This window comes from Streptomyces roseifaciens (assembly GCF_001445655.1).
Taxonomy (GTDB): Bacteria; Actinomycetota; Actinomycetes; order Streptomycetales; family Streptomycetaceae; genus Streptomyces; species Streptomyces aureoversilis.
Genome location: NZ_LNBE01000007.1, coordinates 35,926 through 49,436, shown reverse-complemented (window position 1 = coordinate 49,436; position 13,511 = coordinate 35,926). Strand labels below are relative to the sequence as shown.

Below are 13,511 nucleotides of genomic sequence, written 5' to 3'. Positions count from 1 at the left end.
GGCCCCCGGTTCAGCGCTCGTACAGCCGCTCCACCTCCTCCGCGAAGTCCCGGGCGATGACCTCCCGCTTGAGCTTCATGGACGGCGTGAGGTGGCCGGCCTCCTCCGTGAAGTCCACGGGCAGGACGGCGAAGCGGCGAATCGATTCCGCCCGCGAGACCAGGGCGTTCGCGTCATCCACCGCCGTCTGCAGCTCGGCCAGGAGCTCGCCGTCCCGCACCAGCTCCTCCGGCGGCAGGCCCTCCTTGCCGTGCATGCGGCACCAGTGGGCGATACCGTCGGCCTCCAGGGTGAGGAGGGCGGTGATGCAGGGGCGGTTGTCGCCGACGACCATGCACTGGCCGACCAGGGGATGCGCGCGCAGCCGGTCCTCCAGCGGCGCGGGCGCGACGTTCTTGCCCCCGGAGGTGACGAGCAGCTCCTTCTTCCGGCCGGTGATGGTGAGGTAGCCGTCCGCGTCGAGCGCCCCCAAGTCGCCGGTGGGGAACCACTCCCCCGGCGCCGCGGGCACCGCCTTCCCCAGCTCGCCGTCCCAGTAGCCGGCGAAGACGTGCCCGCCGCGCAGCAGCACCTCGCCGTCCTCCGCGATCCGCACGGCGCCGCCGGGCAGCGGCCAGCCGACCGTGCCGAGGCGGGGACGGTGCGGCGGGGTGACGGTGGCGGCGGCCGTGGTCTCGGTGAGGCCGTAGCCCTCGAACACCTCGATGCCCGCGCCCGTGCAGAAGGCCGCGAGGCGCTCGCCGAGCGGGGAACCGCCGCTGAGCACGTAGCGCACCTCGCCGCCCAGGGCGGCGCGGATCCGGCGGTAGACCAGCGGGTCGTACAGGGCGCGGGCCGCGCGCAGCGCCGGGCCGGGACCCGGGCCGGTGCCGTGCCGGCGGGCCGCCTCCGCCTCGCCCCAGCGCCGGGCGACGCGGGCGGCGCGGTCGAAGGAGGCGGCGCGGCCCAGCTTCTCGGCGGTCGCCCGGCCGGTGTTGTAGACCTTCTCCAGCACGTAGGGGATCACGAGCAGGAAGGTGGGCCGGAAGCCGGCGAGGTCCGCGAGCAGGTCCTCGGTGCGCAGGGAGGGGGCGTGGCCCACGCGGACGCGGGCTCGCATACAGCCGACGGCGACGGTCCGGCCGAAGACGTGCGAGAGGGGGAGGAAGAGGAGCGTGGCGGCGGGCGCCTTGCCGGCGGCCTTGAAGAGGGGGTGCAGCAGCTCGGTGGAATTGTCGACTTCGGTGAAGAAGTTGGCGTGGGTGAGGACACAGCCCTTGGGCCGGCCGGTGGTACCCGAGGTGTAGATGAGGGTCGCGATGTCGTCGGGGCCGCGGGTGGCGCGGGCCTCGGTGACGGCCGTCCCGGGCAGGCCGCGGCCCGCGGCCATCAGGCGGGGAACGGCGCCCGCGTCGAACTCCCACAGGTGGGCGAGGCCCGGGAGGGCACTGCGCTCGGCCGCCACGAGCCGCGCCTGCTCCGGCCCCTCGACGACGCAGGCGGCGGCCCCGGAGTCGTGCAGGATCCAGCGGACCTGCGCGGCGGAGGAGGTGGGGTAGACGGGGACGGTGACCAGCCCGGCGGCCCAGGCGGCGAAGTCCAGGAGCGTCCACTCGTAGCGGGTGCGGGCCATGATGGCGAGCCGGTCGCCGGGCCGCAGCCCGTGGGCGATCAGGCCCTTGGCGGTGGCGAGCACCTCGGCCGCGAAGGTGGCGGCGCTGACGTCGCGCCAGGTGCCGTCGGGCTGCTTGCGGCTGAGGACGGGGTCGGCGGGGGCCTCGGCGGCGTTGTCGAAGGGCAGGTCGCCGAGGGACCCCCGGGAGACGGGCGGGACGAGCGGCGGGAGGGACGCCTCGCGGACGACTCCCTCGACGAAGGTGACGCGGGGTGGGGCGACGCTGTGCGGTACGGACACGTGCGGCTCCCTACTGGGCGGTAAATGGCGGCAATCTACGCCTCGGGAGCCGCTCCCTCCAGACCGCCGCTAGTCCTTACGGCCACCCGCCGTCTGCCCGTTTTGCCGATACGTGCCCCGTTGCGCCCGTTTTAGCGTCGTGGCCATGAACACCACGCGAAGCACCCGCACCGCACTCCGTACCGCCATAGCCACCGCCGTGCTCGCCGGCACGGTCGCCGTGCCCACCGCGGCGCTCGCCGCGGACGGCGGCGGCACCGCCGGCACGCCGGGCGCGACCTCCGGGGCGCCGTCCCGGCCGGACACCGGACAGGACACCGCCGAGGAGACCGCCAGGGACACCGGCAACGACACGAAGCAGGACGCCCGGAAGGGCGACACCGGCGGCTCACGGCGCACCGTGCAGCTGAAGGACGGCAAGTACGCCGTCATCACCAAGCTCGGCGACGGCTCCTACAAGGCCGTCGTCACCGGCCCGGACGGCTTCGTCTTCGCCACGCTCACCGCCTCCGCCCCCTCCGTCACCCTCGACGGCGGCCTGAAGGTGACCCTCGACCGGAAGACCGGCCTGATCACCCAGACCACCGTCAAGAGCAGGAACGGCGAGGCCGCCCGCGACACCGCCGCCGGGAACACCGGGAACACCGGGAAGGCCGCGGAGAAGACCGCGAAGAAGACCGCCGACCACGGGAAGACCGGCGACGCCACCGGCAAAACGCCCCCCAAGGGCGGCGTCGCCGCCGGCGAGGCGCCCCAGGAGCGCCCGGACACCGACCCCGCCCTCATCGGCGGCGCGCTGGCGGCGGCGGGCGTCCTCGGCGGGGCCGGGGTGCTCACCGCGCGCCGCCGCAAGGGCGTGCAGCGCTGAGCGGGCCGCAGGCCCCGCACCCGGACTCCGCCGGCGTCAGGAACGGGCGGGCGCCCAGCGCCGCCCGTTCCTCAGATTCTCCAGCCCCGTCCAGGCGAAGTTCATGAGCGTCTCCGCCGTCTGCCGCTCGCAGGAGCCGGTGCCGTCACGCTCGTTGGACCACCCCGCGAGCGACTCGGCCGCACCCACCAGGGCGTGGGCGAGGCCCGCGACCTCGACCTCGGGCAGCGGCTCGGTGCAGCCGCCGGCCTCGGCCGTCTCCGTGATCAGCCGGGTGACGACGTCCACGAGCCGCTGCCGCAGCGCGGCCACCTCCAGCGCGAAGGGCTCCCCGTGGGTGCGCGCCTGGCAGTGCAGCACCGCCCAGCCGTCGGGGTGCGCGGCGGTGTGCGCGAAGAACCCGCGCAGCCCGTTCCACAGCCGCCGGTCGGCCGGGGCTCCCGGGTCCACCGCCGCCTGGACGGCCGCGATGAGCGCCTCCGCCTCGCGCCGGATGCAGGCGCTGAAGAGGTCTTCCTTCGAGTGCAGGTAGAGGTAGACCAGGGGCTTGGACGCCCCGGCCAGCTCGGCTATCTCGTCCATCGACGCGGCCCGGTACCCCCGGCGCGCGAACACGGCCACGGCGGCGTCGAGCATCTGGCGCTCGCGCACCTCCCGCGGCATGCGCTTCGTCCTGCCCTTCGGCTTCCCCTGGGCCTGAAGTACGTCGGTCTGTGCAGCATTCACGACAAACATCCCTCCGCCCCCGTCACGTTACCGGCAGGTAATGTTACGGGGTGGAGGGATGCGGGGTAGGGCCGTTCGGTCCACTCCCTACGGACGGGTCAGTCAAGATCCCGTCAGGCGGCGTGGACCGGCCCCGTCAGGCAGCCGGGAACCGGACCGTCAGGCGGCCACGGGCTGGGGCTGCGCGTCCACGCGGGACTCGCCGTCCTCCAGACGGGAACCGTCGGCCGTCGCGTACGCCGCGCGGTCCAGGATCCCCTCCCGGGAGGCCACCAGGATCGGCACGACCGACTGACCTGCAACGTTCGTGGCGGTGCGCATCATGTCCACGATCGGGTCGATCGCCAGCAGCAGGCCCACGCCCGCCATCGGCAGCCCCAGCGTCGACAGCGTCAGGGTCAGCATCACCGTGGCGCCGGTCAGGCCGGCGGTCGCGGCAGAGCCGATCACCGAGACGAAGGCGATCAGGATGTAGTCCTTGACCTCCAGCGGCACGTCGAAGACCTGCGCGACGAAGATCGCGGCGATGGCCGGGTAGATCGAGGCGCAGCCGTCCATCTTGGTCGTCGAGCCGAACGGCACCGCGAAGGACGCGTACTCCTTGGGCACGCCGAGCCGCTCGGTGACCTTCTGCGTCAGCGGCATCGTGCCGACCGAGGAGCGGGAGACGAAGGCCAGCTGGATGGCCGGCCAGGCGCCCTTGAAGAACTGCAGCGGGTTGACCTTGGCGACGCCGGCCAGCAGCAGCGGGTACACGCCGAACATCACGATGGCGCAGCCCACGTAGATGTCCGCGGTGAACGTCGCGTACTTGCTCAGCAGGTTCCAGCCGTACGTGGAGATGGCCGTGCCGACCAGGCCGAGCGTGCCCAGCGGGGCGAGCTTGATGACCCACCACAGGGCCTTCTGCAGCAGCTCCAGCACGGAGTGGCTGAGGGTGAGGACCGGCTGCGCCTTCTCGCCGACCTTCAGGATCGCGATGCCCACGACCACGGCCATGAAGACGATCTGCAGGACCTTGAGCTCGGTGAAGGGCGTGACGATGTCGGTCGGGACGATCCCGGTGAGGAAGTCGATCCAGGAGCCGTGCTTCTTGGGCTCGGCGCCGTCGGCGGCGGTCAGGCCGGTGCCCGCGCCCGGGTCCGTGAGCAGGCCGATGCCGAGGCCGATGACGACCGCGATCAGCGACGTGATCATGAACCACATCAGGGTGCGGGTGGCCAGCCGGGCGGCGTTGGAGACGTTCCGCAGGTTGGTGATCGACACCAGGATCGCGAAGAACACCAGCGGCGCGATCACCAGCATCAGCAGCTGGACGAAGATGTCGCCGATCTTGCCCAGCGTGGTGGACAGCCAGGAGATGTCACCGCTCTTGGCGGCCCAGCCGAGCAGGGCGCCGAGGACGAGACCGAGCAGGATCTGGGCCCAGAACGGGACGTTGGGTATGCGCCCGCGCAGGGACGCCGTGGGGGACGGGGGTGTCGATGACAACGGAAGCTCCGGTTACAGACGGAAGAAAAAGGGCGTGAGGCGCCGGGGAAATCCGTTTGCGCAGGATCTCCGGCCGCGGTGGACATGGCGTCAGCGGCGACAACAGGCCGCGGAGACACAGCGGCAAAGATCGACGTGCAGGCGCGCCACGAGCACGGGGCCCGTGGGGAACTGGTGCGCTGCTGCTGTCTTCATGTCCAATACGTTAACACTCGGACTTTGAGGAGCCCAAAGGTCTTCTTTGGGTACGCGGGGCACCCGTACGCCCCCGAAACGCCGGATGCCCCGGCGTGGAGCGGGAAGCTCCACGCCGGGGCATCGGCGAAAAATCGGGCAAACGTGACGAGGGTTACACCTCGTCGGTCACGCCCCGTCCTCCTGAGCGGCGTTGGAGTTGATGCGGTCCTTCGCCCGGTCCACGCGCTCGACGATCTGCACGGACATCGCGTCGCGCTGCTTGCGCAGCAGCACCCAGCTCAGCGGCGCCGACAGGATCAGCGACAGCAGCACCATCCACATGAGGTTCGAACTGCCCACGCCCAGCGGGATGACGTGCGCGTAGCAGAGCACGTAGACGAGGGCGAAGCAGCCGATGAGCAGGGCGAATCGCAGGGCGGTGTAACGGAGCGACGCGTACTTCTGGCTACTCACGGACGGGACCTTCTTCTCGACGACGACCGAAGGGGGGCGCGCTTCTTCAGCCAAACCAGTACAGCACGCCCCGAAGTGGATCTCAGACCCGCATCGGCTGCGGCGATTCGCGCAGCGAGGCGTCCGGGCCCGGGTACTCGCGGATGATCTCGTAGCGGGTGTTCCGCTCCACCGGGCGGAAGCCCGCCTCGCGGATCAGCTCCAGCAGATCGTCACGGGTCAGCTTGTTGGGCGTGCCGTAGTTGTCCGCATCGTGCGTGATCTTGTACTCGACGACCGAGCCGTCCATGTCGTCCGCACCGTGCTGCAGGGCGAGCTGCGCGGTCTGCACGCCGTGCATCACCCAGAACACCTTGACGTGCGGCACGTTGTCGAACAGCAGCCGCGAGACCGCGAAGGTCTTCAGCGCCTCGGCGCCCGTCGCCATCGTGGTCCGGGCCTGCAGGCGGTTGCGGACCTTGCCGTCCTTCATGTCCACGAAGTCGTGCTGGTAGCGCAGCGGGATGAAGACGTGGAAGCCGCCGGTCTCGTCCTGCAGCTCACGCAGCCGCAGGACGTGGTCGACGCGGTGCCGCGGCTCCTCGATGTGGCCGTAGAGCATCGTCGCCGGGCCCTTGAGCCCCTTGGAGTGCGCCAGGCGGTGGATGCGCGACCAGTCCTCCCAGTGGGTGTCGTGGTCGACGATGTGCTGGCGGACCTCCCAGTCGAAGATCTCCGCGCCGCCGCCGGTCAGCGACTCCAGGCCGGCGTCGATCAGCTCGTCGAGGATCTCGTCGGCGGGCAGGCCGGAGATCTTCTCGAAGTGCTGGATCTCGGTGGCGGTGAAGGCCTTCAGCGAGACGTTCGGCAGCGCTTCCTTGAGGGCCTTCAGGGAGCGCGGGTAGTAGCGCCAGGGCAGCGTCGGGTGCAGGCCGTTGACGATGTGCAGCTCGGTGAGGTTCTCGCTCTCCATCGCCTTGGCGAGGCGCACGGCCTCCTCGATGCGCATCGTGTACGCGTCCTTCTCGCCCGGCTTGCGCTGGAACGAGCAGTACGCGCACGACGCCGTGCACACGTTCGTCATGTTCAGATGACGGTTGACGTTGAAGTGGACGACGTCGCCGTTCTTCTGCGTGCGGACGTGGTGGGCGAGCCCGCCCAGCCAGGCCAGGTCGTCGGACTCGTAGAGGGCGATGCCGTCCTCACGGGTCAGCCGCTCCCCGGCGAGGACCTTCTCCTCCAGCTCGCGCTTGAGCCCAGCGTCCATGACGTCCGCCTCTCCGATACTTCCGCTTTACGCAACTCTCCGAGCGTATCCCTACGCCTCGTCCGGCAGTTCGCCGACCCGGTTCTCCCACTTCGTGGACAGCACGATCGTGGTGCGGGTGCGGCTCACGCCCTTGGTGCCGGAGAGCCGGCGGATGGTGCGCTCCAGGCCGTCCACGTCGCTGACGCGGACCTTGAGCATGTACGAGTCGTCGCCCGCGATGAACCAGCAGTCCTCGATCTCGGCCAGGTCGCGCAGCCGGCGCGCCACGTCCTCGTGGTCGGCGCTGTCCGACAGCTGCAGGCCGATCAGGGCGGTGACGCCGAGGCCGAGCGACGCGGCGTTGACGGTCGCGCGGTACCCCGTGATGACGCCGGCCGCCTCCAGGCGGTTGATCCGGTCGGTGACGCTCGGCCCGGAGAGGCCCACGAGCCGGCCCAGCTCCGCGTACGAGGCCCGGCCGTTCTCCCGGAGGGCCTGGATGAGCTGCCTGTCCACCGCGTCCATAACCTGGCACCTTTCAATAATCGGCGAACTCGCCGCGTTTCATGTAGAATCTAAGGCATGCGGGGCTTTGTAGCCCGTAAATCTTCGCTCAACTCGCTAGATCAACGACGATCCTTCAGGAGTGACGTAACCGTGTACACGATCGAGATGGCCTACGCCCGCATGCGTGAGATGCAGGACCTGGCCAACCGCTCGCGTGCCCACCAGACCGCCGAGCGCCGCGCCGAGGCCAGGGCCGCGCGCAGCATCAGCCGGGCCGCGCGCGCCAATAAGCGCTAGTCCCCCTCCGGGGAGCGCGCACCACCCAGCTCTCCCTTCCACCGGCGGTACAGCCGGTGCGGCACACCCGCCGCATCGAGCACCCGCCCCGCGACGAAGTCCACCAGATCCTGGATGTGCGTCGCACCCGCGTAGAACGCCGGAGAGGCGGGCAGCACCACTGCGCCCGCCTCGTCGAGCGCCACCAGCTGCCGCAGCGTCTGACCGCTCAGCGGCGTCTCCCGCACGGCGACGACCAGCGGCCGCCGCTCCTTCAGCGTCACGCTCGCGACCCGCTGCAGCAGGTCCTTCGACAACCCCAGCGCCACACCGGCCACACAGGCCGTGCTCGCCGGGACGATCAGCATCCCCTTCGCCGGGTACGAGCCGGACGACGGCCCCGCGGCGAGATCCCCGGCGGGCCAGAACCGGACGTCGTCGAGGACGGCCTCCCCGAAGTGCGGCTTCCCGTCGGCCCCCAGCGCCAGCCACTCGCGCAGGTCGTCCTGCCAGTGCGCGTCGCGGAACTTGATCCCGGTCTCGTCCAGCAGCGTCAGCCGCGACGCGCGGCTCACCACCAGGTCGACGGCCTCCCCGGCCGCCAGCAGCCCCCGCACCACGGCGGCGGCGTACGGCGTCCCGGACGCCCCGGACACCCCGACCACCCACGGCCGGCGCTCCGGGCGCTGCGTTACTCGTTCGTACGGCTCCACGCCCCCGAGCCTAGCCGCAGGCCCGGGAGCGCCCGCGCGAGGCGGCCCCGGCTAGACGCCGAGGCCCCGCGCCACCAGATCCAGCAGGGCGCACACGAAAAGCGCAATGCCGATGAAGCCGTTGACCGTGAAAAATGCCCTGTTCAGGCGGGACAGGTCGTGCGGCTTGACGATCGTGTGCTCGTAGAGGAACGCCCCGGCCACGACGGCCAGACCGACCCAGAAGAACACCCCCGCATCCGTCATCGCCCCGTACCAGGCCAGCAGGCCCGTGGTGATCACATGGCACACGCGCGCGCCGTGCAGCGCCGCCGGGACGCCGAAGCGGGCCGGCGTCGACTTCACCCCGTGCGCGCGGTCCGCCATCACGTCCTGGCAGGCGAAGATCAGGTCGAAGCCGCCGATCCACACGCCCACCGCGAGCCCCAGGACCACCGCCTCCCAGGACCACTCCCCCGTCACCGCGAGCCACGCGCCCACCGGGCCCATCGCCTGGGCCAGGCCCAGGATCGCGTGCGGGAAGTCGGTGAATCGTTTCCCGTACGGGTAGACCACCATCGGCACGACCGCGATCGGGGCCAGCGCCAGGCACAGCGGGTTCAGCAGGGCCGCCGCGCCCAGGAAGAAGAAGACGGCGATCCCGGCGCCGGTCCACGCCGAGCGCACGGACACCGCGCCGGTGACCAGCTCGCGGTTCGCGGTGCGCGGGTTCCGGGCGTCGATCTCGCGGTCGATGATGCGGTTGCAGGCCATCGCGAAGGTGCGCAGGCCCACCATCGCGACGGTGACCAGCAGCAGCCGCGTCCAGTGGACGTTGCCGTAGGTGCGGAACATCGCGGTGAGGGTGGCGATGTAGGCGAAGGGCAACGCAAAGACCGAGTGCTCGATCATCACGAGCCGGAGGAATGCCTTCACCTTGCCGCTCGACGGCGCCGGGCCCGGGTTGAGGACCCCTTCCGCTGCGGACGTCACAGCCCGTACTCCTTCCACCTGCGGTCGACCTTCGCCGCCGTCTCCGGATCGGACTCGACCATGTGCGGCCACCCCCCGTCGCGCGTGTAGCCCTCCTCGGGCCACTTCGCCGTCGCGTCGATGCCCGCCTTGCCGCCCCAGAACTGCTGGTACGAGGCGTGGTCGAGGTGGTCGACCGGGCCCTCGACGACCGTCAGGTCGCGGGCGTAGTCCGTGTTGCCGAGGGCCCGCCAGGACACCTCGTGCAGGTCGTGCACGTCGCAGTCCGCGTCCACCACGATGATCAGCTTGGTCAGCGACATCATGTGCGCGCCCCAGATCGCGTGCATGACCTTCTGCGCGTGCTTGGGGTACTTCTTGTCGATCGAGACGATCGCGCAGTTGTGGAAGCCGCCGGACTCCGGCAGGTGGTAGTCCACGATGTCCGGAATGATGATCTTCAGCAGGGGCAGGAAGAACCGCTCCGTGGCCCGGCCCAGCGGGCCGTCCTCCGTCGGCGGGCGGCCGACCACGATGGACTGCAGCAGCGGCCGCTTGCGCATCGTCACGCAGTCGATCGTCAGCGCCGGGAACGGCTCCTGCGGCGTGTAGAAGCCGGTGTGGTCGCCGAAGGGGCCCTCCGGGAGCATCTCGCCCGGCTCCAGCCAGCCCTCGACGACGACCTCGGCGTTGGCGGGGACCTGCAGCGGAACGGTCTTGCAGTCGACCATCTCGATGCGCTTGCCGGAGACGAAGCCGGCGAAGAGGTACTCGTCGATGTCGCCGGGCAGCGGCGCCGTGGAGGCGTAGGTGACGGCCGGCGGGCAGCCGAAGGCGATGGCGACCGGCAGCCGCTCGCCGCGCTTGGCGGCGACCTGGTAGTGGTTGCGGCTGTCCTTGTGGATCTGCCAGTGCATGCCGATGGTGCGCTTGTCGTGGCGCTGCAGGCGGTACAGGCCCAGGTTCCGCACGCCCGTCTCCGGGTGCTTGGTGTGGGTCAGGCCCAGGTTGAAGAAGGAGCCGCCGTCCTCGGGCCAGGTGAAGAGCGCCGGCAGCTTGTCGAGGTCGACGTCGTCGCCGGTGAGGACGACCTCCTGCACCGGAGCGTCCTTGATCTTCCGCGGGGGCACGTGCGTCATCGAGCCGAGCTTGCCGAACGCCTCGCGGATGCCGACGAAGCCCTGCGGCAGCTCGGGCTTGAGCAGTCCGCCGATCTTGTCGCTGATCTCGTCGTAGGACGTCAGTCCGAGCGCCTTGAGCAGCCGGCGGTCGGTCCCGAAGACGTTCATGGCGAGCGGCATGTCCGCGCCCTTGACGTTCTCGAAGAGCAGCGCGGGGCCGCCCGCCTTGTTCACCCTGTCGGTGATCTCACCGATTTCCAGGTACGGATCGACTTCCGCCTTGATGCGCTTGAGGTCGCCGTCGCGCTCCAGCGCCCGGAGGAACGAGCGAAGGTCGTCGTAAGCCATGCGCTCCAGTATCAAGCACGCACTACGCTGGACCGGTATCGGGGCCGCCGAGCGGCCCGTACCGCCGTCCCCGGGGAGCCGTCCGACATGCTCAGGTATCTGCCGTTCCTGCTGATCCTGGCGCTGTGGATCTACGCCTTCGTGGACTGTCTGAACACCCCGGAGAAAGAGGTCCGCGGCCTGCCGAAGATCGCCTGGGTGATCGTCATCCTGCTCTTCGGCGAGGTGCTGATCGGGCCGGTCGCCTGGCTGATCGCGGGGCGCCCGCGTGCCGCGGCCGGGCCGCGCGGCCACGGGCGGGGCGGCGAGCGGAAGTGGGTCGCGCCCGACGACAACCCCGAGTTCCTGAAGTCCCTCCGGCGCGACCAGGGCGACCCGCCGCCCGCGGCCTGATCCCGCCCCGGGATCCGCCCCCGGATCCGCCCCCGCGGCCGCGCCCTGACGGCCGGTCGGAGGATTCGCCCGTCCGGCCGTCACCCGGTGTCACGGCAGTCACCCGCCGTACGGCGTAGCCGCCCATCGCCCGATCGGGTAATAAGAAAACCCGATCCCGGCCGCCGTACGCCGCCTCAGAGATCAACTCGTCCCTCTTCACAGCCATTTGGCACCCCGTTCACGCACCCTCTCCTGCCTTTGACACACCCGTGCCGGGAGAGTCCGACAGGCCACACTGAGGCCTCACGCGACTCCAGGGAGAGGGGCACACGCCATGCCCGACATGACCCGACGCAGACTCATCGGCTCCGCCGCGGGCGCCGTGGGCGGCGCCGCGGCACTGTCGCTGCTGCCGCCGAGCGTGCGGCGGGCGGTCGCCGCCGGACCGGCCCGGCGCGGCTCGTTGCGCGACATCGAGCACGTGGTCCTGCTCATGCAGGAGAACCGGTCCTTCGACCACTACTTCGGCACCCTCAAGGGCGTACGGGGCTTCGCCGACCCCGACGCCGTCAAGCTGCCGGGCGGCCGCGACGTCTTCCACCAGCCGGACGAGAAGAACCCGGCCGGCTACCTGCTGCCGTTCCGGCTCGACACGCAGAAGACGAGCGCCCAGGCCATCCCGTCCACCAGCCATGCCTGGGCCGTCCAGCACGAGGCGTGGAACGGCGGGAAGATGGACCGCTGGATGCCGGCGCACCGCAAGGCCGACGGCGCGAACGGCCCGTACGTGATGGGCTACCACACGCGCGAGGACATCCCCTTCCAGTTCGCGCTCGCGGAGACCTTCACCCTCTGCGACAACTACTTCTGCTCGGTCCTCGGCCCCACCTGGCCCAACCGGCTCTACTGGATGACGGGCACCATCGACCCCGGTGCCACCCGCGGCGGCCCGGTCATCGACAACACCGCCCCCTCCCCCTACCGCTGGACCACCTACGCCGAGCGGCTGCAGGCGGCGGGCGTCAGCTGGCGCGTCTACCAGGAGGAGGACAACTACGGCTGCAACCTCCTGGAGCAGTTCGCCCAGTTCAAGGACGCCAAGCCGGGCGATCCGCTGTACGAGCGGGGGATGCGCCGGCTGCCCGCGGGCACCTTCGAGGACGACGCCCGGAACGGCCGGCTGCCGGCCGTCTCCTGGATCATCCCGACCGCGGCGCAGTCCGAGCACCCGCGCTACCTGCCGGCCGCCGGCGCGGACTACGTGGCCAAGAAGATCGAGGCCATCGCCGACAACCCCGAGGTGTGGGCGAAGACGGCGTTCATCCTGAACTACGACGAGAACGACGGGCTCTTCGACCACGTGCCGCCGCCGGTCCCCCCGGCGGGCACCGCGGACGAGTTCGTGGGGAAGCTGCCGATCGGCGGCGGCTTCCGGGTGCCGTGCCTGATCGTCTCGCCGTGGACGGTGGGCGGCTGGGCCGCGGGCGACGCCTTCGACCACACCTCGGTGCTGCGCTTCCTGGAGGTGTGGACGGGGGTGCGGGAGCCGAACATCAGCGCCTGGCGCCGCCGCACCTTCGGCGACCTGACCTCGGCCTTCGGCTTCACCGACAAGGCCCCGCGGCCGCCGCGGCTGCCCGCGGACACCAAGGAGCAGCTCGACGAGGCCCGCTGGAAGGTCGCCCACCTGCCCAAGCCCACGCTGCCGGGCGCCCGCCAGCAGCCGCCCGAGCAGGAGAAGGGCAGCCGGCCCCGGCGCTGACGGACCGGCGGGGCCTGCGCAGCCCGTGGACGTCAGCCGGTGGCGCCGCCCGGCGGCTCGCCCGGGTCGCCGGTGCCGCGCAGCTCGTACTCCGCGCGCAGCTTCCGCCACCGTTCGAGGGTCCACCCCGTCCAGTCGGCGGGCCGGCCGGCGAGGGCCTCCAGGAGGTACTCGAAGTGGTGGTGCCAGCCCGCAAGGCAGTCCAGGCGGACGTTGTCGGGGCCGGCGAACTCGTTGGTGAAGTGCAGCAGGGTGCCGCCGACGCTGGCGGGGGCGTCCTCCAGCTCGAAGCGGATCCGGCCGTGGATGTCGACGGTGTACTCGGCCAGCCGCTGCGGCTGCCAGGCGGTGACCCGGCCGGGGGCGACCGTGGAGTGCCCGGCCGCGTCGGTGTTCAGCCAGCGCAGGGTGATGGCCCCGCCCTCGCGCTGCTCGAAGGGCTCGGCCGCGGCCAGCCAGGTCGGCAGGCCCTCGGGGGTGGCGATGGCCAGCCACACCTCGGCCTTGGGGAAGGGGAGCGACAGCTCGTAGCGCAGCAGGTGGCTGTCCTCGCCCCGGGGCTCGGACTTGCCGTACAGGGAGGGGATCTCCATGGGTCCA

At 71.2% G+C, this 13,511-nt stretch carries 14 protein-coding genes; 4 read left to right on the top strand and 10 right to left on the bottom strand.

Annotated elements, in window-relative coordinates:
- Window positions 1-10: 10 nt before the first annotated feature.
- The gene (locus AS857_RS35605; protein WP_058047619.1) at window positions 11-1,894 is read right to left on the bottom strand and encodes an AMP-dependent synthetase/ligase; all 1,884 of its coding nucleotides are present in this window, start codon (window positions 1,892-1,894) and stop codon (window positions 11-13) included.
- 145 nt (window positions 1,895-2,039) lie between these two features.
- Here AS857_RS35605 and AS857_RS35600 point away from each other — a divergent pair, with 145 nt between their 5' ends.
- Entirely contained in the window at window positions 2,040-2,762 is a 723-nt protein-coding gene (locus AS857_RS35600) for a hypothetical protein (RefSeq protein WP_144440929.1), read from the top strand.
- Between the two features lie 36 nt (window positions 2,763-2,798).
- On the opposite strand, the gene AS857_RS35595 is transcribed toward AS857_RS35600, so the two are convergent.
- The 5 genes from AS857_RS35595 to AS857_RS35575 form a co-directional block, all read right to left on the bottom strand.
- The gene (locus AS857_RS35595; RefSeq protein ID WP_382044726.1) at window positions 2,799-3,497 is read right to left on the bottom strand and encodes a TetR/AcrR family transcriptional regulator; all 699 of its coding nucleotides are present in this window, start codon (window positions 3,495-3,497) and stop codon (window positions 2,799-2,801) included.
- Between the two features lie 150 nt (window positions 3,498-3,647).
- Complete coding sequence (locus AS857_RS35590) at window positions 3,648-4,979, bottom strand: dicarboxylate/amino acid:cation symporter (protein ID WP_058047616.1); 1,332 nt, start codon at window positions 4,977-4,979, stop codon at window positions 3,648-3,650.
- 363 nt (window positions 4,980-5,342) lie between these two features.
- Window positions 5,343-5,630, bottom strand: a complete 288-nt coding sequence (locus AS857_RS35585; RefSeq protein WP_058047615.1) for a DUF4229 domain-containing protein — start codon at window positions 5,628-5,630, stop codon at window positions 5,343-5,345.
- An 82-nt stretch (window positions 5,631-5,712) separates the two neighbouring features.
- The gene (mqnE, locus tag AS857_RS35580) at window positions 5,713-6,876 is read right to left on the bottom strand and encodes an aminofutalosine synthase MqnE (RefSeq protein ID WP_058047614.1); all 1,164 of its coding nucleotides are present in this window, start codon (window positions 6,874-6,876) and stop codon (window positions 5,713-5,715) included.
- A gap of 51 nt (window positions 6,877-6,927) precedes the next feature.
- Window positions 6,928-7,383: an Lrp/AsnC family transcriptional regulator gene (locus tag AS857_RS35575; RefSeq protein ID WP_058047613.1), complete on the bottom strand. Its 456-nt coding sequence runs from the start codon at window positions 7,381-7,383 to the stop codon at window positions 6,928-6,930.
- Between the two features lie 132 nt (window positions 7,384-7,515).
- On the opposite strand from AS857_RS35575, the gene AS857_RS40545 reads away from it, so the two are divergent.
- Window positions 7,516-7,662, top strand: a complete 147-nt coding sequence (locus AS857_RS40545) for a hypothetical protein (RefSeq protein ID WP_173864878.1) — start codon at window positions 7,516-7,518, stop codon at window positions 7,660-7,662.
- Here the strand turns inward: AS857_RS40545 and AS857_RS35570 are convergent.
- Genes AS857_RS35570 through AS857_RS35560 form a run of 3 tightly spaced genes read right to left on the bottom strand, consistent with a single transcriptional unit; the run spans window position 7,659 to window position 10,774 of the window.
- Window positions 7,659-8,354 (bottom strand): UbiX family flavin prenyltransferase, encoded by a 696-nt coding sequence (locus AS857_RS35570; protein ID WP_079110948.1) that lies wholly within the window; start codon window positions 8,352-8,354, stop codon window positions 7,659-7,661. The two genes, AS857_RS40545 and AS857_RS35570, sit on opposite strands and share 4 nt — an antisense overlap.
- A 51-nt stretch (window positions 8,355-8,405) precedes the next feature.
- Entirely contained in the window at window positions 8,406-9,326 is a 921-nt protein-coding gene (gene mqnP, locus AS857_RS35565) for a menaquinone biosynthesis prenyltransferase MqnP (protein WP_058047612.1), read from the bottom strand.
- Window positions 9,323-10,774 (bottom strand): menaquinone biosynthesis decarboxylase, encoded by a 1,452-nt coding sequence (locus tag AS857_RS35560; protein ID WP_058047611.1) that lies wholly within the window; start codon window positions 10,772-10,774, stop codon window positions 9,323-9,325. Before AS857_RS35560 ends, mqnP begins: the two co-directional genes overlap by 4 nt.
- Before the next feature lie 87 nt (window positions 10,775-10,861).
- Between AS857_RS35560 and AS857_RS35555 the strand changes: the two genes are divergently transcribed.
- Both AS857_RS35555 and AS857_RS35550 read left to right on the top strand, forming a co-directional pair.
- A complete protein-coding gene (locus AS857_RS35555; protein ID WP_058047610.1) occupies window positions 10,862-11,167 on the top strand; it encodes a PLD nuclease N-terminal domain-containing protein in 306 nt (101 codons plus the stop codon).
- A gap of 316 nt (window positions 11,168-11,483) precedes the next feature.
- Complete coding sequence (locus tag AS857_RS35550) at window positions 11,484-12,911, top strand: phosphocholine-specific phospholipase C (RefSeq protein ID WP_058047609.1); 1,428 nt, start codon at window positions 11,484-11,486, stop codon at window positions 12,909-12,911.
- 32 nt (window positions 12,912-12,943) lie between these two features.
- Here the strand turns inward: AS857_RS35550 and AS857_RS35545 are convergent, their stop codons facing one another.
- Window positions 12,944-13,504, bottom strand: coding sequence for an SRPBCC domain-containing protein (locus AS857_RS35545; RefSeq protein WP_058047608.1), 561 nt, complete (start codon window positions 13,502-13,504; stop codon window positions 12,944-12,946).
- Window positions 13,505-13,511 lie beyond the last annotated feature (7 nt).